The following is a 24700-nucleotide window of genomic DNA, read 5'->3' on the forward strand; positions in this document are numbered from 1 at the left end:
CCGCTGCATCAGGAACTTGCATGAACTGGATTTCAAACGTCGTCCCGCCGAAGGTCAGATCCTTCCTGCGCCGGGAAACGCCCGAAAATCTCTGGGTCAAATGCCCGGAAAGCGGCGAACTGGTGTTCCATAAAGATCTCGAGGCCAATCTTTTCGTTGTGCCGGGATCTGGCTATCACATGCGCCTCAGGCCGAAGGCCCGCCTCAACAATCTGTTCGACGGCGGCGTCTATGAAGAGCTCGCGACGCCGGACGTGCCGCTCGATCCGCTGAAATTCCGCGACGTCAAACGCTATACCGACCGGCTCAAGGAATATCGCGCCAAGACCGAGGCGCAGGACGCCGTGAAGCTCGCGAGCGGGCGTCTCGAAGGGATGGAGGTCGTCGTCGCCATTCAGGACTTCGATTTTCTCGCCGGATCGCTCGGCATGGCGGCCGGCGAGGCTATCATCACGGGCATGATGACGGCGCTCGAGCGGCGCGCGCCCTTCATCATATTCACCGCCTCCGGCGGCGCGCGGATGCAGGAGGGCATCTTTTCCCTGATGCAGATGCCGCGCACGACCATCGCCGTGCAGCGGCTGCGCAAGGCCAACCTGCCCTATATCGTGGTGCTGACCAATCCGACGACGGGCGGCGTCACCGCGTCCTACGCCATGCTAGGCGACGTCCACATCGCCGAACCCGGCGCCGTCATCGGTTTCGCCGGGCCGCGCGTCATCGAGCAGACCATTCGCGAACGGCTGCCGGAAGGTTTTCAGCGCGCGGAATATCTTGAAGCGCATGGCATGATCGACATGGTCGTGCAGCGTCAGGATATGCGCGCGACCCTCGCCCGCGTTTGCTCCCTTTTGACGCGCACCCCGCTCGTTGAGCGAGCCGCCTGACGCAAGCCGGAACACGCGAACCATGACCCCCCTCGACGCCCTTCTGGCTCGCCTGTTCCTGTTGCATCGCAAAGACATCGAGCTGACGCTCGGGCGCATGGAGCGGCTGCTCGCCGCCATCGGGTCGCCGGAGCAGAAGCTTCCTACCGTCATTCATGTCGCCGGCACCAATGGCAAAGGCTCGACGATCGCCTTCATGCGGGCGATCCTCGAGGCCGCGGGCAAGCGCGTTCACGTCTACACCTCGCCGCATCTCGTGCGGTTTCATGAGCGCATCCGGCTCGGGGCGAAGGGCGGCGGCAGACTGGTCAGCGACGCCACGCTGTTCGCGGCGCTGAGCTATTGCGAAGAGGTCAACGCGGGCGCGCCGATCACCTTTTTCGAGTTTACGACCGCGGCCGCCTTCAAGATTTTCAGTGAAGCGCCGGCTGACTATCTGCTTCTCGAGGTCGGCCTTGGCGGCAGAGGCGACGCCACCAATGTCATCCCGCCCCCGAAAGCGACCGTGGTCACGTCAATTTCGATCGATCACACGGAATATCTTGGCGATACGCTCGCGAAGATCGCTTTCGAAAAGGCGGGCATCTTCAAGCCGGGCGTTCCGGCAATTTTGAGCGCGCAACAGGATGAGGCGCTCAAGGCGCTTCAGCTTGAGGCGGCGCGCGTCGGCGCGCCGGCATTCATTGCGGCGCGCGATTTTTCGGCTCGGGAAGAACAAGGCCGCTTTATTTTCGAAGACGAGCGCGGCCTGCTCGACCTGCCGCTGCCGCGGCTTCTCGGCCGCCACCAGCAGCAGAATGCCGCAACCGCCATCGCTGCCCTGCGCTGCGTCGAACCGGACCTCGATCCGCAAGCTTTTGAGCGCGGCCTGACCCAGGTCGAGTGGCCGGCGCGCCTGCAAAATATGGTGAAAGGACGCGTCTGTGAAATTGCGCCCTTCGGCGCCGAGATCTGGCTCGACGGCGGCCATAATGAAGACGGCGGTCGCGCGCTAGCCGAAGCCATGGCCGATTTCGAGGACCGGACAGAACGGCCGCTGATCATTATTTGCGGCACGCTGACGACCAAGGACACCGCCGCGTTCCTGCGCTCCTTCAAGGGCATTGCGCAGGAAGCGCTGGCTGTTCCCGTCGAGGCGGAACTCTACGGCAAACCCGCGCGGGACGTCGCCCTCGCCGCCAATGAAGTCGGCATCCCCGCCGCGGCCTGCGAAAGCATCGAACTGGCGCTTCGCTTCCTCTCGGCGCGCGAATGGCGCTTGCCGCCGCGCATCCTCATCGCCGGCAGCCTTTATCTGGCAGGCGAGGTGCTGGCGCTGAACGGAACGCCGCCGCAATAGGCTTCGACCGACGCCTCGGCAGAACCCGAGCGCGATGCGCCGGCAAAAATCCAATTAAGCGACGCGCGCGAGCTGATGGGGCCGTCAAGCCCCATCATAGTCAGCCCAGCAATCCGGCGTCTCGAACACTTTGACGCCGGCGAGCTGCGGTAGCTTCGGTTTGATGCGATCGAAAATCCAGACCGCGATCAATTCCGCCGTCGGATTCTCAAGCCCCTCGATCTCATTGAGGTAATGATGGTCGAGCCGTTCCAGCAGCGGCCCGAACGCCGCCTCTATATCGAAGAAATCGACGACAAACCCGCTTTTTTGGTCGACGGCGCCCTCAAGGTTCACCTCAACGCGGTAGGAATGGCCATGCAGCCGGTAGCAACGATGTTTTTCGCCGACATGCGGCAGCCTGTGCGCCGCCTCGAAATGAAACGCCTGCGTGATTTTCATGCCGAAATCTTCATGGAATGCCGATCAGCTTGTGAGTCTGGACACTGAGGCGCCAATGCGGATGCGAAAGACAATAGGCGATCGCCGCGGCCGTATTCGCCGCGACATCAGCGCCATCCATGGGTTGCAGCCAGAAATGCGCGAAATCAAGCCCGCTCAGCGCATCGGGCGGCAAATCCGCTTGAGGAAACACCAGCTTCAGTTCAGATCCGCGCGTTACCGTCAGCGCCGCGCCCGCCTTGGGACTGACGCATAGCCAGTCGACGCCGCGCGGCGGCTCCAGCGTCCCGTTGGTCTCGACCGCGACCTCAAAACCGCGCGCATGGGCCGCCTCGATCAGCGCCTCGTCGAGTTGCAGCAAAGGCTCGCCGCCAGTAAAGACGACGAAACGATCGCCGGTTCCGCCGCGCCAGGCCGCCTCGATCGCGGCCGCAAGCGCCTCGGGGCGCGCGAAAGAGCCGCCGCCCTCCCCATCGGTTCCGACAAAATCGGTGTCGCAAAAGCTGCAGGTCGCCTCGACGCGGTCCTTTTCGCGGCCAGACCACAGATTGCAGCCGACAAAGCGGCAGAATACGGCGGCGCGCCCGGCCTGAGCGCCCTCGCCCTGGAGCGTCAAGAACAGCTCTTTGACTGCGTAAGCCATTCTTGTCCCAAGCAAAAAGGACCCCTGCGGGGTCCTTTCATTATAAACCGGCGCACAAAATGGCGCGAATTGGAAAGCTCAGATAGCCTCGGATATCCATCTCTTGAGTTCGCCCTTCGGCGCCGCGCCGACCTTGGTCGAGGCGAGCTTTCCTTCCTTGAACAGCAACAAAGTCGGAATGCTGCGAATGCCATAAGCGCCCGCGGTGCCCGGATTCTCGTCGACATTGAGCTTGGCGATCGTCACCTTGCCCTCTAATTCGTCGGCGATTTCTTCCAGAGCCGGGCCGATCATTTTACAGGGGCCGCACCATTCGGCCCAGAAATCCACTACGACCGGGCCGCCGGCGCCAACCACATCGCTTTTAAAATTCGCATCGGTGACTTTGACGGTCGACATGGGCTGCTCTCATCATTCTGCGCGGAGAAATTCCACCTGCGTTTCATTTCGAAAGTAAGAAGGCTCGGCTCTTGCGTCAAGGCGCCCTCGTCGGTGCGCGCTTTTTGCCGCGCCGATTCCCTGGCGCTTTAGCTGACTCTTTTGTCAGAACAAATAGATATGATGATCACAAACGCGCCTTACGCCACCGCCGCGAGAGCCCCGTCGAGCAAAGCGTCGTCGAGGGTCGCGACAAGAGGCCCATCGGTCCAGATCAGCAGCATGCGCAGGCGTTTGGCCGGCCAGAGCGGCGCCAGCACGGCGCGATACAGCGCCATTTGCGTCAGATAGCGCGCCGGGATGTCGGCGGTGGCGCAAGGCGCGCCGGTCTTGAAATCCGCCACAAGCACGTCATCCCCCGCAATCCCCAGGCGGTCGATCCGCCCTATGATCTCGATCGATTTTTCGCGCGGAAGGGCGATCTTGCCCGAAACCGCGACCTCGGCCCTTGATTGGGGGCCAAACAGGGGCGCAAGCTCCGGCGCGCCGATCACCGCGAGCGCCGCCTTGAGAAGATCTTCTCGCGTCGGCGCATCGAGATCGCCGGCTCTCGCCCCGAGAAACGCCAGCCCCGCCCTTGAGCGACTCTCAGGCGGAAGATCGGGCAGATATTGCAGCAGCACATGCGTCAAGGAGCCGAGACGCAAAGCCTCCCGCCGAGCCGGCGTCAGAGAAGAGTCAACCCAGCGATCGGCCGATGCGAGCGCGCTCGACGGCCGAATTGGCGGCGCCGGCTCCATCACCGGATCGACGCGCCGCCAGAGCCAGTCCGGCGGGGACGCCGCGGCGGCGGGGGGCGCCCGCGAAACAAGGGAGGCGGGATAACCGCCTTTCGAGACGAGACGAAGGATGCTCTCATCCGCGTTCCAGAACGCCGGGGCGCTTTCGATATCCGGATCATTCGCAAGCGCCGCGTCGATCATCTCGCCCCAGCAGCCTTGAGCGCGCCCTCTCGAGCCATGAAACCCCGCGATATAGAGCCGCTCCTCGGCCCGCGTCAGGGCGACGTAAAGAAGGCGCCGATATTCATCCTGTCCTGCGCCGCGCATATTTTCCCGCGCGAGCGCCACAGCCTGGCAATCGGCCGCCTTGCGCGGCGACCAGGCGATTGCGGCGGAGGGTCCGGCCCCAACCACAAAAATGTTCGGATCATGGCGCGGCGACGGCGCGCCGCAAGTATCCGGCAAAAAGACGATTTTGGCCTCAAGCCCTTTCGCCGCGTGAACGGTCATGACGCGCACGACGTCGGCCCCGCTCTCCATATCGCGCTTGATCGAACGCTCCACCGCCTCGAAGTCGGACAGAAAGCCTGAAAGCGAAGGCGCCGCCTCCGCCTCATGGGCGAGAGCGAGGCGCAAAAATTCGTCAATGGCGTCGGCCGCCTCCGGGCCAAGCCGCGCCTCCATCGCGCGCCGCCCGCCATCCTCGCAGAGCAGACTGGAATAGAAGGCGAAAGGATTCTGCGCGGCGCGGCTGCGCCAAAGGTCAAGCTTTTGCCCCGCCGCCTCGCATTTTTCCTTGCGCGAGGCTTTGAGCGCCTCGAAAAGACTCGCCGGGCGGCGCGGGGCGAGCGCTAAAAGATCGTCATCGTCAAAGCCGATCAGCGGCGATTTCAAAACCGCGGCAAGGTTCAGGTCGTCCTCGGGCAGAAGCGCCGCGCGCCCCGCCGCGACAAGGTCAAGCACAGCGATATGTTCGGCAAGCTCAAGCCGGTCGGCGCCGGCGACAGGCACGCCATTCTGCTTAAGCGCTCGAATCACCGCGTCGAAAAAGGCGCCGCGCGTTCGCACCAAAATGAGAATATCGCCCGCGCGGACAGGACGCGCGCCGCCGCCCGCGCTGTCGTAAACACACTCTCCCGACCCCTCGGCAATAAGACCGGCGATCTTTTGCGCGACGCGCTGCGCAATAAGGCTTGCCGGGTCCACCTCGTCCAGAATGTCGAGCGGCAGCCTCCAGTCGCGCGCGCTCTCGCGCGCCTCGACGCCAACCGGCGGCCAGATCTCGACGAGGCCCGGAAGCTTTTCCTTCAAGGCTTCATGCGGCATCCAGACGTCGAGATCAGCGACAAGCCCATTTTGATGGGCGGGCGGAGCAAACACTTTGTCGACGGCCGCCAGCACGCCGGGCGCCGAGCGAAAAGATTGCGTCAACCGCACATGCGCGAAGGTCTCCGCTCCGGCGGTGAATTTACGCTCGAATTTCTGCCGCATCTCGCCGAACATATGCGGCGCCGCGCCCTGGAATGAAAAGATCGACTGCTTTTCGTCCCCGACGGCGAAGAAAGTCCGGGCGCTTGTCGCGCTGCCCGCGCCGACCGCGAAGTCGCCCGTCAGCCGCTCGAGAATCCGCCACTGCGCGGCGCTCGTGTCCTGCGCCTCATCGACGAGAATATGGTCGATTCCGGCGTCGAGCTTATAAAGCACCCATGCCGCCTCGGACCGTTCGAGCAGCGCCAGCGTCTTCGACACGAGATCATCGAAGTCGAGGATGCCGCGCGCGGCCTTCATCGCCTCATAGCGCTGGAAGATCGCATCAACGAGGAGAGCCAGCGCGACTGAGCGCTCCACGGTGGCGGCGGCTTTCTGTTCGGCGCGCAGAACCTCGAGCCGCTCCTGCTCGGCATAAAACCCGGCCTCGATGTCCGGCCGCTGTTTCGCCAAAGCCTTGGTGAGGAGGCTGACATATCGCTCGTCATCGTCCTTGAAGAAAATCGAAAGATAAGAGCCAAGGCAAGATTCGGCGTCTCCATCCGCCCGATGCGCGGCCGCTTGCCGGAACAACGCCGCCCTCTTGCGGTCTGTTGCGCCGCCTGCTTCGAGAAATGTGGCGATCTCGCGCCATCGCGCCGGAGTGATGCCGTCCTCGATCATCTGCCGCCTGATCGCGGCGACGTCCCGCCCCGCGGCCAGCCCCAAAGCCTTGCGAAGACTGGACTCATGATTCTGCGGCCAGGACGCGCGGGACATGGCGCGATGGCGCATCGCCTCCTTGACGAGGGTTTCGAATCCCTGCCCCGAGCAATCCTCCGTCACGCGCGAAAGCATGACCGCGAGCGCCGCGTCATCGCGGGATGCGTGATCCAACACCTCGCGCCGGGCGCGCTGCAACAGTTCGGCCTGCCCCATCTCATCGGCGACCTCGAAACGCGCGGGCGCGTTCGCCTCGAACGGAAAGAGATGAAGCAGCCTTTCGCAGAAGGCGTGAATGGTCTGGATTTTCAGGCCGCCCGGCGTCTCGACCGTACGCGCAAAGAGTTTTCGCGCCGCGACTCTTTCCCGCGCGCCGGGGTCTGGCGCGCCGGTCGCGATGATTGATTTGCGCAGGTCCGCGTCGTCGAGCCGCGTCCACAGCGCCAGAGTATCGAAGACGCGCGTCGCCATATTCGCCGCCGCCGCCTTGGTGAAGGTCAGGCAGAGTATTTTCGAGGGCGGCGCGCCTTGCAACAGCAGCCGCACGACGCGCTGGGCGAGCACATGCGTCTTGCCGGAGCCGGCGTTGGCGGAGACCCACACGGAAGCGCCGGGATCTGAGGCCTGACGCTGCTTTTCCAGCGTGTGCAGAGGGATGTTGGCGAGAGCCATTATGCGCCGCTCTCCGTCTCGCCGCTCAGCGACCATTCCTTGACCCGCGCCAGATGATCATAGGCGTTATAGCTCTTGGCGAATTTGGGGAACGGGCGCGCCGGATAGGGCGTCGCCGGATCGCGGAACTGGGTCAGCAAAGCGATGAGCGCGGCAAAGTGATCGTCCGCCACGTCCATGAAGGTTGTCTTTTCCCGCGCGAAATCGACCGGCTTGATCTCGCCGCCATCCGCGCCGCCGAGTTTCAGGTAGAGGCCAAAAATCGCGTCTCGATCGGGCGGAAGATCAAATGCGCCGCGGCGGGCCATCGCCGCCTCCAGCGTGAGCTGCGGCGCAAAGCCGACCAGAATCTCTTTGGTCCCCGGCGGCGTCCCTGTTTTATAATCAATGAGCGTTATCGAGCCGTCCTCGGCCAACTCGATGCGATCCGCCCGCGCGGTCAGGATGAAAGGCGACCCATCGCCGAGCGTCAGTTCGAGCTTGCCCGGGATTTCGCTTCTGATTTGCTGAACGCTGTCCCGCCGCCCCGCCTCAAAGCGAAGATAAAAGTCGATCATCTTTTCAAGACGCGGCCAGGCGAAGCCACGAAAATCTGGATCATCCAGTTGATCCTTCAGTCCGTCGCGCAAGAGCTGGCGAAGCTCGTCGCGCGCCCCCGTGGGCAGTTTTCCGCTGGCATGGGCTTTGACAAAAAGCTCCAATGCGGCGTGAATGGCGCTGCCGGTCTCGGCCGGCCCGGCGGCGCGCCCGATCGGCGCCAATTCGGCAAGTTCGAGGATTCTTTCGGCATAGAGCGCATAAGGGTCGCGCCGCAAGGTCTCGATCTTGGTGACGCTGAGGCTCGAAGGACGCAGCTCGAGGGGCGGTCTTGGCGCCGGCCGCCTGATCGGCGGCGCGGGCGCGAGGGGGCGGTCGATCGCGCGCGCAAGATCGACATAGACCTGTCCCCGCAAGACGCAGCCGCGCCAGCTCTCATCGCCCAGCGCCGCAAGCCGCTGCAGGAAACGCGACGCGACGGTCGGCGCGCCGCCGCGCTTTTGCGCGCGGCTTAGGATCACCCTTGCCCGCGCAAAACCTTGCGTAAAATCATGCGCCGTCTGGCCGAGCTTGCGCTCGGGCGGCGTCAGGCCCAGCGCCGCGCGCATCGGCCGGTTGAGAAAGGCGTCGGCGCGCGCCTGCGGCGGCCAGACTGTCTCGTCGAGGCCGCCGAGCAGCATCAGATCAGCGTCCATCAGGCGCGCTTCGAGAAGGCCGAGAATCTTCAATCGCGGATGCGCCTTTTGCGGTCCGCGCAGCCTGACGTCGCGCGCCACAGCCGCGAAGAAGAAGCCGTAAGATTCGGCGTCGAAGCGCATGCCGGCCGTCGCGTTTGCTGACAGTTCATCGAAGAGGGCGTCGAGCGCTCCGACATCCTCGCCGCTCGTTCGCGCGTCCTCCCCGGCCGTGATCGCTGCGATCGCCGCCCGATGCGCGCTGATCCAGCTTTTGAGATCGTGCTCACCTTCAAGGGCGAGCGCCGGTGCGAAGGCCGCGGCGAGGCGGCGCAGCAGATCCTCAAGAATCTCCCATTCGGGCGCGGAAATGCGCCGTTTGGCCGGATGAGCGAAACGATCCCTCGCCTCCGCCCGCGCCATAGCAATCGCGCGCGCCGGATCAGCGACGACGCGAGCGTCTCGCTCGCCCGCCGCGCTGGAGCGCAAGACGCCGATTTCGAAGAGGGAAGACAGACGCCCGATGTCATCGCGCAAGAATCCAAGACGCACTCCGGGATGGGCCAGCAGCGCCGCAAGGCTCGCCGCGCTCATGTCCTCGGCGGCGCAGGCGATGGCGAGCCGCGCCAGAACGCCCGCAGGGCTCGCGCTCAAAGGATCGCCACCGGAATCATCGACCGCAACGCCCCAGCGCAGCAATTCGGCCGTGACGCGGCGCGCCAATTCGCGGTCCGGCGTCACCAGCGCCGCCGTTTGCCCGGGCGCCTCCAAAACCTCGCGCATGGCGATGGCGAGGCCCAGCGCCTCCTCGCGTTCGTCGGCGGCTTCGATCAGGCTGACGCCCGCTAGCGCCTCGTCGAGCATGACGCGGTCGATCCGGCCGCGATAGGCAATCCATTCATCCGTGGCCTCGGCGGGGCGCAGAGCCTGCGACAGGAATTGCTCCCTGAGGCGCTGACCGACCGATGTCTCGCCAAGCGGCGCGACCTCCGCGCGGGAGAGCTGCAGCGTGCGCAAAAGCCGGCTCATCGCCGCCTGCGGATGGGTGAAGGCGGCCTCATGCTCGCCCTCTCCGCCAATCAGCGCGAAGGCGGCGTCATCGAGGTCGAGATCAAGGCCCGGCAGCACGACCGCGCCTTTGGGCGATTCAGCGATGGCTTTGAGGAGACGCGCCGTCGCCCGATTGGATCCCGTCGAGCCGATCGCAACGACCGGTCCCTGCCACCGTCCCTCGCGCAATTTTATGCTTTGCTTTTCGATCAGCGCGACCTGGCGCCTCGCCTTGTCGACGAGCCCGCGCTCATCCAGAATTTTCGGCCATCCCTTGATCGCGATATTCAGGAAATCGAGCGTGATGCGCCAATAGGGATCGAACTCCGGCAGCACCAGGGGATCGAGCCTTTCCCAGTTGATGTCCTCAATGATCAGTTCATCAATGAGCCCCGCCAGTTCGCCGGACAGATGCCAGGCGTCGGCGGCGGTGGTCGCGACGAGAAAAGACTCCCGCGCGTCGACCACATAACCGCCTTGCGCATCGACGCGCACGATGGCGTGGCGCAGGGCCCGCGCCCAGGACAGGATCAGCTCTGAAAGCTGCATGCGCCGCGCGATGTCGCCCATCGCCAGAGGCAGATCGAGCGGCTGGCCGAGTTCGTCGCCGGCGCCCTCCTCGAAGATGAGGCTCGTCTCGGTCTCCTCCAGCGCGCCGAGCGGCAGGATATTCGGCAGCAAGGTCGCGCTGGCGCCGACCGCGCGGGAAAACTCGTCCGTCAGCGCGCGCGCGGCGCGGCGCGTCGGCACATAAATGGTCGCTTCCGCGAGCGCCAACGGCCCAAGTTTTCTGGAAAACCCTTCGACGACCTCGCCATCAAGGAAGGCCTTGGCGAAGGTCTTCAGAAAGGGCGCGCTCGGCGCGATGGTGAAGACGTTCTTTTTCACGCGGGCCTTTCGTGAATGGTAGCGCGGGCGGCGGCTATCATAGGCGTGCAGAATCGGCGGCCTATGGCATCGGCCGGTCTATCCACAGATTGCACAGGATCCCGCCTTAAACGCAGCCGCAAGAGCGGCAGAAAGCTTCTGTCCGTACGACGCGATGGGCGATATTATACTTGACGTAGTATATTGATCGGAGCAGGTTGATTCCATTGAGGAGTTAGCCGTCATGTCGTCCTCTCTCTCTGACAAACACTTCCACGATGAGCGCGCCGCCTACGCCTACGTTGAGTCGCGCGTTTGGCCGACTGGTCCGGTTTGCGCTCACTGCGGCAACGCCGATGCGTCGCGGATGAAATTGATGGCTGGCAAATCTACTCGCATCGGCGTCCGCCAATGCAACGAATGTCGCAAGCCGTTTACCGTGAAGGTTGGGACCATTTTTGAGTCTAGCCACGTTCCGTTGCGCCTGTGGTTGCAAGCAATACATCTCATGACAGCGAGCAAAAAGGGGATTAGCTCTAACCAGCTTCACCGCACCCTTGGCGTGACCCTGAAAACCGCTTGGTTTATGTCGCACCGCATTCGTCTCGCGATGCAGGGCAGAGGCCTTGCGCCGATGGGCGGCGAAGGCGCGACCGTTGAGATCGACGAAACCGTTATCGGCAAGCAGGAACGCGCTCTGAAAGACGCTTCTTTCAAAGGCTATAACTTCCGCAATGTTGTGCTCCCCCTTGTGGAGCGTGGTGGTTCTTCGCGCAGCTTCCATGTTGATGGAATCAGCGTGGTCGACGCCGACATAGAGCCGATCGTGAAGGCTAACATCGCTTGCGCAACTGCGATCATGACCGATGAGGCGACCCGCTATAAGTCGATTGGCAAGGCGTTTGCCAGCCACGACACCGTCAACCATCGTCTTGGCGAATACGGGCGCGGCGTTGTCACCACAAACACGGTGGAAGGCTTCTACAGCATCTTCAAACGCCGCATGAAAGGCGTCTATCAGCATTGCGGCGCGCGGCATTTGCACCGCTATCTGGCCGAATTTGATTTTCGTTATTTGAACCGTATTAAGCTTGGTATCAATGATGTTGCACTTGCTGACCACGCCTTGAAGGGCATCGTCGGAAAGAGGCTCGCTTATCAAACGGCTCATGACTGAAAGACCCTATGGCAAAAGTCGAAAAACCAAAGGCGAAACCAAAGCCTAAGTTGGCCGACCAAGAGCAATCCGAGCGGTTTATAGAAACCGCCCGGAAGCTTGACGTTGAGAATACGGGCGAGACATTCGAACGCGCGTTCGAAAAAATCGTGCCCGCTAAGAGGCCGTCTCGGAGACCAGCCCCGCCAAGTCGCGCATAAATGCGCGACACGCATTAAATACGTTGACGGCCTCCTCCTCCGTATACGTTTGTTTTGGGTGCATGACCTCGTTTCTCCATCCAAGCTTGACGTTATAGAGGTGAGCAGCGCTTTCAGCGTATTGCTTAGTCAACCTCTCTTTCGGAGGAAGAGCCTTTATCGCCTTGTTCACCTCATCCAGTATATTTTGCCAATTTTTTGTAGACGGCAGGCTAATGTGTAATAGGTCGCCCAATCGTTGCACGCCCACCTCCATAACTCTCATAAGGTGGAAAACAGCTGCAGTGTGACGCGATAGAGCTAAACAATTTCCAGCTTCTGCAATATCCTCAGTCAGCGCAGGAAAGTTGGCGCTTACATCAGGTCCAAACAGGCCGCCGTCCGAGCCGAAATAAGTTTGGGTGGTTTGCTCTAGAACCAACAAATTTATTGAAAAAAACTCGTCTTCTAAACGTCCGGTTATATCATCAATGAGCTTATTCAAATCGCGAATCGATACGGGTCCGGGCTCTAATCTAACGATCATCCGATCTACAGCTATTCGCGTTATATTTGCCCCTAAAATGATGCATGACTCTCGCAAAGCGCGACAGTGTTTCAAGGCGTCATTGTTTTCTTGCTCCGAAATTATCTCGTGTTTGCCATTGATGGGGTCGCGGCTAGTGGCGACATACATCGTAAGCGCCGACGACAATTCCTTTAAACTCATCACGGCTACTATAAAGGGTCGCCCATTTAGCTTTAGCATCTCCGACAGGCTCCAAAGCCTGCCGGGTTGAATTGCAGTCGCGTCCCCTAGTCTCTCCGGCGGCGGCGCTCATGCTAGCGCCCCGCTGTTACTACGGCAAGTATAATATCCCCAACGCGATGTTGAGAACATATCAGGAACTCACACGCCGAGCAACTGCCGTGATCGAGCCCAAGCGCTTGACGCCTGGCTCGCGCGCGCTTACCTATGGTCGCGCAAACCTAGGGGATCCCCGTCAGGGGGCTGAGAGGCTGGCAACGCTTGAATGAGCGGCCCGGCGACCCTTCGAACCTGATCCAGCTCGCACTGGCGTAGGGATGGTGAACCTTTGAAATTCTCTCCCAATAGAGTCCTCCGCTCGGCCGCCCTCCTCTTCTGGAGGCGCGCATGAGCTTGCGCGTAAAAATCATTGGCGCGGGCGTCGCCGGGCTGACGGCCGCCTATGAATTTGCCCGCGCCGGCTGCCGCGTCGAGCTTATTGAGCGGCGCGAGGGGCCAGGGCTCGGCTGTTCCTATCTTGCGGGCGGCATGATCGCGCCCTGGTGCGAGGCGGAAAGCGCCGAGCCGCTCGTCGTCGATCTCGGCGTCGAATCGCTGCGCTACTGGACCGGGACCGTGCCGGTCGCAGAGACGCATGGCTCCCTTGTCATCGCTCCCAGCCGCGACCGGCCGGAGCTGACGCGCTTTGCGCGCCGGACGCGCGAATATGAGCGGATCGGCGCGGCGGCGATCGCGGCGCTCGAGCCGGACCTTGAAGGCCGTTTCGACGAGGCGCTGTATTTTCCGCGTGAGGCTCATCTCGATCCACGCGCGGCGACGGCGGCGCTCGCCGCGCGTCTTGACGCAATGGACAATGTGACTTTGCGATATGGCGTCGAGGCTGACCTGCGCGAAAAGGACGCCGATTGGATCGTCGATTGCCGGGGGTTTGACGCGCGGAAAACGCTGCCTGCCCTGCGCGGCGTCAAGGGCGAAATGCTGGTCCTTTACACGCGTGAGGTTGAACTCACGCGGCCGATCCGGCTGATCCATCCGCGCAATCCCGTCTATATCGTGCCACGCGGCGACGGGCGCTTCATGATCGGCGCGACGATGATCGAGAACGACGAGGCTGGCCGAATCACCGCGCGCGCGATGCTGGAGCTTCTGGGCGCCGCCTATGCCGTGCATCCGGCCTTCGCGGAAGCGGAAATCATCGAGACCGGCGCCGGCGTCCGTCCCGCTTTCGCCGACAATCTGCCGCGCATCGGCGTCAACGACAATATGATCACCCTCAATGGCCTCTATCGGCACGGGTTCTTGCTGGCGCCCGCGCTGGCGCGACGGGTCGTTGATGTCGCTCTCCACGGCGCCAGCCTCGCGGAGGAGTTGGATGCAAATAGAAGTCAACGGCAAGAGGCTTGAGGCCGCCGCCGACACGCTCGCCGCCCTGCTGCGCGAACTTGATTATGACGATCATCATGTTGCAACGGCGCTCAACCAGAATTTTGTGCGCAGGACCGACCGCTCGCAGACCAGATTGAAAGAGGGCGACAAAATCGAAATCGTCAGCCCACGGCAGGGAGGCTGATATGGACGCCGACGCGCTCAGCCTTTACGGCGTTTCGTTTGCCTCTCGGCTCATCGTCGGGACAGCGCAATATCCTTCCCCCGCGATTCTCAGCGACGCGATCGCGCAGGCGAAGACCGAGATCGTCACCGTCTCGCTGCGGCGTGAATCGGGATCAAGCCGCGCGGGCGAAAATTTCTGGGCGCTGATCCGCCAGCTCGGCGTGCGCGTGCTGCCGAATACCGCCGGCTGCCGCACTGTGAAAGAGGCTGTGACGACGGCAGAGATGGCGCGCGAAGTGTTCAACACGCCCTGGATCAAACTGGAGGTCATCGGCGAAGAAGACACGCTGCAGCCTGATGTTTTCGGCCTCGTCGAGGCGGCGGCCATTTTGAGCCGCGACGGCTTTCAGGTGTTTCCTTATACGACCGAGGATCTTGTCGTCGCCGAAAAGCTGCTCCGCGCCGGCTGCGAGGTGCTGATGCCGTGGGGCGCGCCGATCGGAACCGGGCGCGGCCTCAACAATCCTTATGGCCTGCGCGCCTTGAGGGCGCATTTTCCGCAAGTTCCGCTGATCGTCGACGCCGGCATTGGCGCGCCATCCCATGCGGCGGCGGCGATGGAGCTTGGCTATGACGCGATTTTGCTCAATACCGCCATCGCCAAGGCCGGCGATCCCGCCACTATTGCGCGGGCCTTCGCTCTCGCGGTCGAGGCCGGACGCATGGCCTATCGCGCCGATCCGATGCAGCCTCGCGATATGGCGGCGCCCTCGACCCCTGTGATCGGGCGCGCCTTCACGGATCTCGCGCGTGCTTGATCCCTTTTATATGATCGTCGACAGCTCGGACTGGATCGCAAGGCTTCTGCCCTGCGGCGTACGGCTCGTGCAACTGCGCGTCAAGGACGCGCCCGACGATATTTTGAGCGCGGAAATCCGTAAAGCCAGGGCGCTGTGCGAAACAGCGGGCGCGCAGCTCGTCGTCAATGATTATTGGCGTCATGCCATCGACGCTGGCTGCGACTTTATTCATCTCGGCCAAAGCGACCTCGACACGGCCGACCTGCCGGCCATTCGACGCGCCGGGATAAGGATCGGCGTTTCGACGCATGACGAGGCCGAGCTTTTTCGCGCGCTTGAAACAGAGCCGGATTATATTGCGCTGGGGCCGGTCTATCCGACGATTTTGAAGAAGATGCCTTTCGCGCCGCAGGGCCTCGCCCGGCTTGGCGAATGGAAGAAGCGCATCGGCGCAATCCCCCTCGTCGGCATTGGCGGCGTGACGCTCGAGCGCGCGGCCGGAGTTCTAGAAGCAGGAGCCGACAGCGCGGCGGTGGTGACCGACATCACCCTCAACACCGATCCGGAGCAGCGAGCGAAGGATTGGGTGAAGGCGACGCGGCGCTTTGCGCATTAAAGGATCGCGAACGGCGGCGCATCAGCCTTCCGGCGCCGCATCGCGCTTTTTCTTCTCGAGCTGGCGAAAGCTCCAGGCGATCTCAAGATCGTCTTCCGTCTCGCCCTCGATGACGATCTGGGCGCAGGCGCGAGGACCATCGGGCGCCGCGAAGAAAATGCTCTCCTCGATTTCGGCCATCCATAAGGTCTCGAACAGCCAGCGCCTGCCGTTTGGCAGCACGCAAAGGACGGCGTGACCTTCGCGCACGCGTTTCAACCGTACATTGGGATGGATATGAAAGCGCAAGGCGAAGGGACGCCGCTCCATCGAGCCGGCCGGGCCAGCGGCGCGCATGCGATCCGCGCCGTCGAGCCATTTGCCGTCCCTGTGCAAGGCGAGGCGGCGCTGATGGACGAGCCCAAAGCGCGGCTCATAGCCATTATGCTGGATGACGAGCGTTGAGCCAGACACCTCGTCGCGGCGCTCGACGTCCACCGGATCCGGCCCTGAGACGATCTCGTCGCCGAGCCATTTGCGCAGGCCGACGTGAAAGGCGAAACGGCACGAGGAGGTGTCATCGACGACGAGGGTCGAATGCGCGGCCGTCATGCGCGCGGCTTCCTGCGCCGCGGCGCGGTTGGCGTCCGGCGAACCGCAATTCAGGACGAGACGCTGCGCGCCGACGGAAAACTCGAAGGACGCGCAGCCCGCATGAGCGCGCGTCGAAAAAATCGGCGGCGGCGGCCGGCCGGCGTCCACGATGACGATGGCGTCCTGCATCTCAAGGCGCTGATAGCCCGAGTGCGGCGCGTTGGTGAGAGCGCGGGCGCGGACGTCGTCATAGGCAAGCACCGTCGCAAGCTGTTCCGGCGGCGTAACGCCCATGCCGTTGAACAGGGCGAGCGTGCCGTCGCCATGCCGGAAAAGCCTTAGCATGGGCATCATGCGGTCGATGGCGTTGAGGAGCTGCGATGGCGGCTGCACGCCGCGTGCGGCATAGGTCTGCCGCAACGGCAACAGATCGAGCAGAAGGTCGATGAGAATCTGCGGATTGCGGCTGACATGCCCACCATCGGGAAGAATCTGGCGCTGCAACTCTTCGGCAAGCAGCCTCGTGCTCCGCTGCAGCAGCTTGCCGGCGCCTTCGGCGCAAAGGCCCAATTCGACAAGGGCGACGGCGACGATGAGGCGATCCTCTCCGGCAAGGCCCTCGGCCAGTTTGCGCTCGAGAAACTGCTCGGTGCGCCCGATGTTTTTCATGAAGCGGCGGTAGAAGACGCGGTCGGCGCCGTGCAGAATGATCGGCGATTGCGATAGCCACGACAGGAGGCGGCGCGCGGCGGTGCGCGGCTCCCACGCCGGCCCGTGACCCGGCTTGCCTGAGGCGGTGAGAAAATCCTCGACGAGGGCGCGCGCATTGGCCTTGGCGATCGCCGTATCGGCGGCGCGCAAATGGCGCAACCAGCTAAAACTCGAAAGCGCCCGCGCCCAGGCTTCCGATCGCGGTTCGAGCTCGAAGGGGGAGCGCCCATGCGCGTTGACGATCTTGCCGCCAAAAGCGAAATAGCCCGCATAAATATCAGCCGCGAGGGTCGGGTCGCTGGTTCGGATGTCCTGCGGCGCGATCAGCAAACGTTCGGGCGGGCGCTGACGCAATCCGGTCATGAGACGCCAGGGCGCCATCGACAAACGCCAGAGGGCGCTCGCGCCGCGCGCGGCAAGAAGACCCGCGACATGCAGCCGATCCTTTAAAATCGCGCCGGCCACAGGTCTTAACTCCTCGACTTCCTGGCTACCCGAGCCGTAACGATCCCGCACGCGGCGCTCGCTTTCACGACGACGATCGGCGCCAGAAGCATTTTCACGCGAAGCAGGTGCCGCTTGCGCCAGGAAAATGCGATAAAACAGACAGTTAGAGAAATTTGCCGATTCGCTGAAACCGGAAAACTCCTCACAAGGTTAACTTATCCGTGAAAATCCTCTCGGCTTTATTAACCACGCCGCATCAATCGGGCCGCGAAAAACCCGTCAAGGCCGGACAGTCTCGGATCATCGGCGGGAAGATGCGAGGGCAAGGTCCGCAATTCACCATTTTGGTTGATGACCCCGGCGACCTCGCCGACCTCGCCCGGCAAAATCGGCGACCGGAGGACATCGGGATTACGTCGAAGCAGCGCGGAGATCTGCAGCTCGCCTTCCTCGGGCTCGAGGGAACAGGTGCAATAGACGATCACGCCGCCCGGTTTCACGAGCTCCACCGCCTTGTCGAGCATACGCGATTGCACCGCGGCGAGCGTCGCGACGTCGGTCGCCTTCTTGATCCAGGCGATGTCAGGATGACGCCGGATCGTTCCGGTCGCAAGGCATGGCGCATCGAGCAGGACCGCATCGAAGGGCGGCGCCTTGAGGCCGGCGATGTCGGCGACCATGATGTCGGCATGGAGATTGAGCCGCGCAAAATTGGCGGCAAGACGCTTCAGCCGTTCCGCCGAGCGGTCGATCGCCGTGACCGTCGCGCCCGCCGCCGCGAGCTGCGCGGCTTTGCCGCCGGGCGCCGCGCAAAAATCGGCGATCCGCATGCCGGGGCTGGCGCCGAGCAGGCGCGCCGGCAATGCCGCGGCCGCATCCTGCACCCACCATTCGCCATCCGCATATCCGGGTAGTTCCGTAATGGCGGCATGCGTGGTCAGTCGAACGGAGCCCGTGGGCAGAACCACGCCGCCGAGCCGTTCCGCCCAAAGCGCGGGATCGGATTTCACGGTGACATCGAGGGTCGGCTCGTCGCGATTGGCGCTCGCGATGGCGCGCGCCAGCTCCTCGCCATAGATCTTGCGCCAGCGCGCGGCGAGCCAGGGCGGCGTGTCATCCTCGAGCGGATCGCTCTTCGCCAAAATCTGGTCCCGGCCCCGCGCGAGATTACGCAGGACGCCATTGACGACCCCCGCGAAGGGGGCGCTTTTCGTCTCAAGGCGCGTCGCGCGCACCGCGAGATCGACCGCCGCGTGATCGGGCACATCGAGGAAGAGAATCTGCGCCGCAGCGGCGATCAGCGTCCACTCGAGATAGGAGACCTGACGCGGCAGGGCCTTGTCCAAAAGTTCGCCCAGCGCCGCCCGGATGGTGCCGAGCCGGCGCAGCGCAACGGTGACGATCGAACGCGCAAGCGCCACATCGCGCGCGTCGAGGCCGCCGAGCCGAGCGGGAATCGCGCCCGGCGAAAAACATTCTTCGAGTGAATGGGATTTGCCGACGATATCATTGAGAATGGCGGCCGCGGCGATGCGCGCCGGCAAGCCCGGATGCTGCTCGGCTTCGAGTCTCGAAGCGTCGGCGTACCCACTTTGACCCGGCCGATTGAGCGCGCCTTTGCGGTTGCGTTGTCGATCGGGCCGGCGCGGAGGTGCGTTCAAACTCATGCTCCGCCAGGGGGCTTTTTGATGACTGGGATCAGGGTTTTGCCAGATGTGCCTTGAATCGCTGCTCTTATATCATGGCCGGCAAGATTTCGCGCGGGCTTTTGTCCCAATCCAAAAGCTTCTAAAAGCGTAAACACGCCTTTGATGCAAAAATCTGGGGAAAAATGGATGAGCACTGAAGAGAAGACCGACGGCGGCGCAGCGGCTTCCGCGATCGATCTGCCCGCCGCCGCCCGCCGCGCCCTTGCCGAGGCGGAGGAACGCCGCCGCGCCAAAGCGCGGGAAAGCGCGGAGCGGCCCAGGGAAATCAATGGCCGCGACGGCCCCGAGCCGGTCCGCTACGGCGATTGGGAGGTGAAGGGCATCGCGAGCGATTTTTAGGCGTGCGTTTCGATGGCGCTTGGCTCCGCGTCTCAGGCGATCGCTCCGGCGTTATTGAAACCTTGGCGCGAAATACGGCGCCTCAACCGCTCAAACCGCCAGCCAATGTCGGAAGATCGAGCGGCCGGAAGCCGTAATGCTTCAGCCATCGCACGTCCGCCTCAAAGAAGGCGCGCAGGTCCGGCATGCCATATTTCAGCATGGCGAGGCGGTCGATGCCGATGCCCCATGCAAAGCCCTGATAAACGTCGGGATCAAGGCCGCAATTGCGCAGGACATTGGGGTGCACCATGCCGCAGCCGAGGATTTCGAGCCAATCCTCGCCCTCTCCAAAGCGCACTTCTCCGCCCTTGCGCGAACATTGGACGTCGGCCTCCATCGAAGGCTCGGTGAAAGGGAAATAGCTCGGCCGGAAGCGCATCTTCACCTCGGGCACTTCAAAGAACGCCTTGAGGAATTCTTCGAGAATCCATTTCAGATGGCCAAGATTGGCGGAGCGGTCGATGACGAGACCCTCGACCTGATGAAACATCGGCGTGTGGGTCTGGTCGGAATCACAGCGGTATGTGCGCCCGGGGCAAATGACGCGGATCGGCGGCTTTTGCGTCAGCATGGTGCGCACCTGGACCGGGCTCGTATGGGTGCGCAAAACCCTGCGATTGCCGTCCTTGTCGGGATTGAAGAAGAACGTGTCGTGCATGTCCCGCGCGGGGTGGTCCGGCGGAAAGTTCAACTTTGTGAAATTATAATCGTCGCTCTCGATATCCGGCCCTTCGGCAATCGCAAATCCCATGTCGGCGAAGATCTCGGCGAGCTCATCCATCACCTGCGTCACCGGATGGATGCGGCCGAGCGCGACGCCTTGCGCCGGCGCCGGCAAAGTGACGTCGATCGTCTCGGTCTTGAGCCGCGCCTCGAGCGCCGCCTCTTTCAGCACCGCGCGCCGCTCCGCCAGCGCCGCATTGACGCTGTCCTTGAGGCTGTTGATCGCCGCCCCTTCGCTCTTGCGCGCCTCCGGCGTCATCTTCCCAAGTCCCGAAAGCAGCGCCGAAATCGAGCCCTTCTTGCCGAGAGCCGACACCCTCACAGCATCAAGCGCCGCCTCGTCAGGGGCGGCCGCGATTTCAGCAAGGATCGTCGTCTGGAGTTCGTTCAGGTCGGACATGATGTGGAGCGTCTCGATGAAAAGGATATCTGGAGCGTCAAGCGGAAAGGGCGCGGCGCATTTGGATCTGGAACAGATGAAGAAAAAGCCGTTGCTGTCAATTTGAAATGAAAGGCGTCATATCCGCTTTGTCGCTTTGGCCAGCCAGCGCCGCGCGCCCGGCTCGAGCAGCGGCGAAAGCTCATGCCGCACGCGCGCATGATAGGCGTTGAGCCAAGCAATCTCGTCCGCGTCGAGAAGGTTCGGTTCGATCAGCTCGAGGTCGATCGGGGCCAGCGTCAGGGTTTCAAATCCGTTCATTTCGAGTTCGGCGCCATTGATGCTTCTCGGCTCGACGACGACGAGATTCTCGATGCGGATGCCCCAATGCCCGGCGCAATAATAGCCGGGCTCGTCCGACAAAATCATCCCAGGCTCAAGGGGCGTCGAACCGAGCTTTGAGATGCGCTGCGGCCCCTCATGCACGGACAGATAGGAGCCGACGCCATGCCCTGTGCCATGGTCAAAATCGAGGCCCGCGCGCCACAGGGGCAGCCGCGCCAAAGCGTCGATCTGCGCGCCCGACGTGCCTTTGGGGAAGACCGCGCGCGCGATCGCGATATGACCCTTGAGGACGCGCGTAAAGCGGTCGCGCATCTTGGCGGTGGGACGCCCGACCGCGAGCGTGCGCGTGATGTCCGTCGTGCCGTCTTCGTACTGGCCGCCTGAATCGATCAGGAAAATGCCATTACGGATGCGCGCATTGGTTTTGATCGTAACGCGATAATGCGGAATGGCGGCGTTCGCGCCCGCGGCGGCGATGGAGGGAAAGGACACATCCTTCAGCTTGCCGGTTTCGCGCCGGAACGTTTCAAGCGCTTGCGCCGCATCAATCTCCGTAAGCTTCCCCGCGGGCGCATTTTGCGCAAACCAATGCAGAAAGCGCACAAAGGCTACGCCATCCCTTATGTGCGCCGCGCGCGCGCCGGCAATCTCGGCGGCGTTCTTGCGGGCTTTCATCAGCGCGATGGGATCGGAGCCGATGTCGCAGACCCCACCCGCGGCCTTGACGATTCCGACCAGCCTGGACGACGCCGTCGCCGCGTCGAACAACACCTTCTTGCCTTTGCGGCCAAGCTCCTCGAGATCATGTTCGAGATGCCGCGGCTCTTTCAGATCGGCGAGTTGGGAGAGCGTTCCGCGCAGCTTCTCGCCAAGCTTGCGCGCATCCACGTAGAGGCGCGGCTTGCCAGTCTTGAAAATCAGCGCGTGGGCAAGCGGCAAAGGCGTGTGCGAAACGTCCTGGCCGCGAATATTGAAAACCCAGGCGACGGAGTGCGGATCGCTTACGACGAGGAGATCATTACCTGCGAGAACCGCCGCTACGCGGGCAAGTTTTCGCGCCGCCGTCTCGCCGGCATGCTTGCGCGCATGTAGAGTGATCTTGCCGAGCGGCGGCGCGGGCCGGTCCGCCCAGATGACGTCAATGGGATTGCGTTCGACTGGGATCAAGGCGCCGCCCGCCGCCTCAACCGCCTTGGCGAAACGCTCGACCTGGCCCGGCGTATGGAGCCAGGGGTCGTAGCCTATCCGGGAGCCGCGACGCAGATTCTCTTCGAGCCATGCCGACGGCGTCGCCTTGGCCAACGCGACCGGCTCGAAAACGGAGAGATCGACCTGATCCATCACCGCAAGCGTATAGCGGCCATCGACGAAAACCGCGGCCCGATCGCGCAGAACGACGGCAAGTCCCGCCGAGCCGGTGAAGCCGGACAGCCATGCGAGCCGCTCTTCTGATGAATCGACATATTCGTTCTGATGCCGATCAGCCCGCGGAACGATAAACCCGTCGAGGCCGAGGCGCCGCAATTGGGCGCGCAGCGCCGCCACCCGAGCCAACGTTTGTGAGGCGTCGGCCTGATCCTCAAAGGATTGAAAAAGACTTTCGAACATGGCGGCCAGAGTAGGGGCAAGTCCGCCGCGCCGCAACCCGCTGGCGCTCGAAACCCCGGCGGCAATGTTCACTCAGAACGGGGTTCCTGATTGCAGGGATGGCCAGGCAGCGCCTTCGCCTTCCAACGCTCATCGCGGTCGCGCAGACGCGCTTCGAGGCATTCCACCTGGAGCCGGAGCGCGCAGCCGCCTGAAAAGATGAGATCAATCTCGCCGCCCGGCGCGGCGGTCTCCCTGAAGCCGATGCTGAGCAGGTTCAGGATACGCGTTTTGTCGCGCTGCGCGAAGCCCGCGCACGACACCTTCAGAACGCGCTCGAAATGGAGCCCTGTGCGGCAACGCTCCAAGCAGCCCGTCGCAGCCTTCACCCAATCGAAACGCGCCGCAAGAAAAGCGAACTGCTTAGAGTCGGCGAGAAACGCCATGTCGCCGACCTGCACGAGAGCATCCTGCAGATTGGCCGATATGACTTCGAGATCTTCCTGGTCGAATGCGACCAGGCGAAGCTGCTGAAGCGCCGCGGTCTCGCTCATCGAAATATCCCGTGGATGTATTATCTAAGCATCTGGGTTGCGAACGGTCCGGCGTCAAGCCGGATTCGACAGACGCTCGATCATCGCGCCGCAGCCGCCGAGCTTGTTCTCGAGATGCTCGAAGCCACGATCAAGATGGTAGACGCGATTCACCATGGTCTCGCCTTCCGCCGCCAGCGCGGCTATGACCAGCGACACTGAAGCGCGCAGATCGGTCGCCATGACAGGGGCGCCCTGAAGGTGCTCGACGCCCTCGACCAGGGCGACGTCGCCGTCGAGCTTGATATGGGCGCCAAGGCGCGCCAGCTCCTGCACATGCATGAAGCGATTTTCAAAAATTGTCTCGGTGATTTTGGAGCTGCCCTTAGCCTTTGTCATCAAGGCCATGAACTGCGCCTGCAGATCGGTCGGAAAACCCGGAAAGGGCGCGGTGGTGATGTCGACCGGCATGATCCCCGCGCCATTGCGCCGGACCCTTATTCCTTCATTCGTCACGGCGACATTGGCGCCCGCCTGCTCGATGGCGTCGAGCGCGCTCTGGAGAAGGCCGGCCTCGGCGCCTTCCAGCATGACGTCGCCGCCGGCCATGGCCGCGGCAATGGCGTAGGTTCCGGCTTCGATCCGATCGGGCAGGACGCGATGGCTCGCGCCGTTAAGGCTGCCGACGCCCTCGATCTCGACGAGCGACTGTCCGGCGCCTTTGATCTTCGCGCCCATCTTGATGAGACAATCAGCCAGATCGACGATCTCCGGTTCGCGCGCCGCGTTGACGAGCAGAGTGTGGCCATGCGCGAGCGAGGCCGCCATCAGCGCCGTATGCGTGCCCCCGACCGTCACTTTAGGAAAATCGATCGTCGCGCCCTTGAGGCCCTTAGGCGCCTTGGCGTGAACGTAGCCGGCTTCGATCTCTAAGCTCGCGCCAAGCTTTTCCAACGCCATGATGAGGAGATCAACCGGCCGCGTGCCGATGGCGCAGCCGCCGGGCAGCGAAACCTTGGCCTCTCCCATACGGGCGAGCAATGGCGCGATGACCCAGAAGCTCGCCCGCATTTTCGAGACGAGTTCGTAAGGGGCCATCGTATCCACGATGTCGCGGGCGGTCAGATGAATCGGGCGGCTGGCATTTGGCGCGGCGCCGAATCGCCGGCCGTCGATGGAATGATCGACGCCGTGATGGCCGAGAATGCGCAGCAGCATGCTGACGTCGGCGAGGTTTGGAACGTTGTCGAGAGTCAAAGTCTCCGCGGTGAGCAGAGAAGCGATCATCAGCGGCAAGGCCGCGTTCTTGGCGCCCGAAATTTGAATGACGCCGTTCAGCGTTTGGCCGCCGACGATGCGAATGCGATCCATCAATCCCCCATTTTCCAACCCCGTTGGAACATTGCGCGCGCTGAATCAGTCTTTTTCAGCTGGATTGCCGCCTTGAGCGACGTCTCGCGCTCCACCGGCGGGCGCGCCTTCCAGCGTTTCTCCCACGGCTTGATTCTTTCGGCGATCCCGGCTCTGCGCCTTGCGCCGGCTCAAATTGGCCCGCAGCGCCGCCGCGAGGCGCTCCTGCTCGGCCTGTTTGCGGTCGGCAAGCGCATCTCGCCCCTCGTGTGAAGCGGAAGCGTCGAAGCGGGAACTTCCCATCTTCTCATCCTTGTTTCAAGGCCCGGCCCGGCTCAAGCCGCCGTCATCCAGTGCTTTTAGAGCGGCGCGGCGGGTGAGACAAGCTTCCTGCTGGCATAGCCCGATCT

General features: G+C 63.0%; 21 protein-coding genes and 1 riboswitch. Of the genes, 9 read left to right on the top strand and 12 right to left on the bottom strand.

Annotated elements, in window-relative coordinates; translation table 11 throughout:
• Positions 1 to 20: 20 nt before the first annotated feature.
• Positions 21 to 887 carry an acetyl-CoA carboxylase, carboxyltransferase subunit beta gene (accD, locus tag SIN04_RS11320; RefSeq protein WP_134489227.1) on the top strand — a complete coding sequence of 289 codons (867 nt, stop codon included), beginning with the start codon at positions 21 to 23 and terminating at the stop codon, positions 885 to 887.
• A gap of 22 nt (positions 888 to 909) precedes the next feature.
• Positions 910 to 2226 carry a bifunctional folylpolyglutamate synthase/dihydrofolate synthase gene (locus SIN04_RS11325; protein ID WP_134489229.1) on the top strand — a complete coding sequence of 439 codons (1317 nt, stop codon included), beginning with the start codon at positions 910 to 912 and terminating at the stop codon, positions 2224 to 2226.
• A gap of 84 nt (positions 2227 to 2310) precedes the next feature.
• On the opposite strand, the gene queD is transcribed toward SIN04_RS11325, so the two are convergent.
• The 5 genes from queD to addB all read right to left on the bottom strand — a co-directional run bounded on the left by queD (position 2311) and on the right by addB (position 10481).
• On the bottom strand, positions 2311 to 2667 hold the full coding sequence (gene queD, locus SIN04_RS11330) for a 6-carboxytetrahydropterin synthase QueD (protein WP_134489231.1): 357 nt from the start codon (positions 2665 to 2667) through the stop codon (positions 2311 to 2313).
• A 10-nt stretch (positions 2668 to 2677) separates the two neighbouring features.
• Positions 2678 to 3310, bottom strand: coding sequence for a 7-carboxy-7-deazaguanine synthase (gene queE / locus SIN04_RS11335; RefSeq protein WP_134489233.1), 633 nt, complete (start codon positions 3308 to 3310; stop codon positions 2678 to 2680).
• A 78-nt stretch (positions 3311 to 3388) separates the two neighbouring features.
• The gene (gene trxA, locus SIN04_RS11340) at positions 3389 to 3709 is read right to left on the bottom strand and encodes a thioredoxin TrxA (RefSeq protein WP_134489242.1); all 321 of its coding nucleotides are present in this window, start codon (positions 3707 to 3709) and stop codon (positions 3389 to 3391) included.
• Between the two features lie 179 nt (positions 3710 to 3888).
• A complete protein-coding gene (gene addA / locus SIN04_RS11345; protein WP_134489244.1) occupies positions 3889 to 7332 on the bottom strand; it encodes a double-strand break repair helicase AddA in 3444 nt (1147 codons plus the stop codon).
• Entirely contained in the window at positions 7332 to 10481 is a 3150-nt protein-coding gene (gene addB / locus SIN04_RS11350) for a double-strand break repair protein AddB (protein ID WP_341264448.1), read from the bottom strand. The genes addA and addB overlap by 1 nt, the downstream gene beginning before the upstream one ends.
• 223 nt (positions 10482 to 10704) lie before the next feature.
• Here addB and SIN04_RS11355 point away from each other — a divergent pair, with 223 nt between their 5' ends.
• Positions 10705 to 11637, top strand: a complete 933-nt coding sequence (locus tag SIN04_RS11355; protein WP_134489248.1) for an IS1595 family transposase — start codon at positions 10705 to 10707, stop codon at positions 11635 to 11637.
• Positions 11638 to 11793: 156 nt separating this feature from the next.
• Here SIN04_RS11355 and SIN04_RS11360 read toward each other — a convergent pair whose 3' ends face one another.
• A complete protein-coding gene (locus tag SIN04_RS11360; protein ID WP_341264449.1) occupies positions 11794 to 12546 on the bottom strand; it encodes a hypothetical protein in 753 nt (250 codons plus the stop codon).
• A 252-nt stretch (positions 12547 to 12798) separates the two neighbouring features.
• Positions 12799 to 12920: riboswitch (TPP riboswitch) on the top strand.
• A gap of 58 nt (positions 12921 to 12978) precedes the next feature.
• Here SIN04_RS11360 and thiO point away from each other — a divergent pair.
• Genes thiO through SIN04_RS11380 form a run of 4 tightly spaced genes read left to right on the top strand, consistent with a single transcriptional unit; the run spans position 12979 to position 15552 of the window.
• A complete protein-coding gene (gene thiO / locus SIN04_RS11365) occupies positions 12979 to 13989 on the top strand; it encodes a glycine oxidase ThiO (RefSeq protein WP_134492457.1) in 1011 nt (336 codons plus the stop codon).
• A complete protein-coding gene (gene thiS / locus SIN04_RS11370) occupies positions 13958 to 14155 on the top strand; it encodes a sulfur carrier protein ThiS (RefSeq protein ID WP_134489252.1) in 198 nt (65 codons plus the stop codon). Before thiO ends, thiS begins: the two co-directional genes overlap by 32 nt.
• A 1-nt stretch (position 14156) precedes the next feature.
• Positions 14157 to 14954 (top strand): thiazole synthase, encoded by a 798-nt coding sequence (locus SIN04_RS11375; RefSeq protein WP_134489254.1) that lies wholly within the window; start codon positions 14157 to 14159, stop codon positions 14952 to 14954.
• Positions 14955 to 14964: 10 nt separating this feature from the next.
• Entirely contained in the window at positions 14965 to 15552 is a 588-nt protein-coding gene (locus tag SIN04_RS11380) for a thiamine phosphate synthase (protein WP_134492459.1), read from the top strand.
• Between the two features lie 21 nt (positions 15553 to 15573).
• Here the strand turns inward: SIN04_RS11380 and SIN04_RS11385 are convergent, their stop codons facing one another.
• Together SIN04_RS11385 and SIN04_RS11390 are read right to left on the bottom strand one after the other, a co-directional pair.
• Entirely contained in the window at positions 15574 to 17352 is a 1779-nt protein-coding gene (locus SIN04_RS11385) for a heparinase II/III family protein (RefSeq protein ID WP_341264450.1), read from the bottom strand.
• A gap of 173 nt (positions 17353 to 17525) precedes the next feature.
• Positions 17526 to 18944 carry an RsmB/NOP family class I SAM-dependent RNA methyltransferase gene (locus SIN04_RS11390; protein WP_423135973.1) on the bottom strand — a complete coding sequence of 473 codons (1419 nt, stop codon included), beginning with the start codon at positions 18942 to 18944 and terminating at the stop codon, positions 17526 to 17528.
• Between the two features lie 174 nt (positions 18945 to 19118).
• On the opposite strand from SIN04_RS11390, the gene SIN04_RS11395 reads away from it, so the two are divergent.
• Positions 19119 to 19331 (top strand): DUF1674 domain-containing protein, encoded by a 213-nt coding sequence (locus tag SIN04_RS11395; RefSeq protein WP_134489258.1) that lies wholly within the window; start codon positions 19119 to 19121, stop codon positions 19329 to 19331.
• An 82-nt stretch (positions 19332 to 19413) separates the two neighbouring features.
• Here the strand turns inward: SIN04_RS11395 and pheS are convergent, their stop codons facing one another.
• The 4 genes from pheS to murA form a co-directional block, all read right to left on the bottom strand.
• The gene (gene pheS, locus SIN04_RS11400) at positions 19414 to 20496 is read right to left on the bottom strand and encodes a phenylalanine--tRNA ligase subunit alpha (protein WP_134489260.1); all 1083 of its coding nucleotides are present in this window, start codon (positions 20494 to 20496) and stop codon (positions 19414 to 19416) included.
• A gap of 117 nt (positions 20497 to 20613) precedes the next feature.
• Entirely contained in the window at positions 20614 to 22428 is a 1815-nt protein-coding gene (locus tag SIN04_RS11405; RefSeq protein ID WP_134492463.1) for an aminopeptidase P family protein, read from the bottom strand.
• Positions 22429 to 22496: 68 nt separating this feature from the next.
• Positions 22497 to 22961: a DUF2948 family protein gene (locus SIN04_RS11410; protein ID WP_134489263.1), complete on the bottom strand. Its 465-nt coding sequence runs from the start codon at positions 22959 to 22961 to the stop codon at positions 22497 to 22499.
• Positions 22962 to 23015: 54 nt separating this feature from the next.
• Positions 23016 to 24311 (bottom strand): UDP-N-acetylglucosamine 1-carboxyvinyltransferase, encoded by a 1296-nt coding sequence (murA, locus tag SIN04_RS11415; RefSeq protein ID WP_134489265.1) that lies wholly within the window; start codon positions 24309 to 24311, stop codon positions 23016 to 23018.
• 72 nt (positions 24312 to 24383) lie between these two features.
• Between murA and SIN04_RS11420 the strand changes: the two genes are divergently transcribed.
• The gene (locus SIN04_RS11420) at positions 24384 to 24563 is read left to right on the top strand and encodes a hypothetical protein (RefSeq protein ID WP_166795916.1); all 180 of its coding nucleotides are present in this window, start codon (positions 24384 to 24386) and stop codon (positions 24561 to 24563) included.
• The last annotated feature ends 137 nt before the right edge of the window (positions 24564 to 24700 follow it).

Source organism: Methylocella tundrae, from assembly GCF_038024855.1.
GTDB classification, from domain to species: domain Bacteria; phylum Pseudomonadota; class Alphaproteobacteria; order Rhizobiales; family Beijerinckiaceae; genus Methylocapsa; species Methylocapsa tundrae.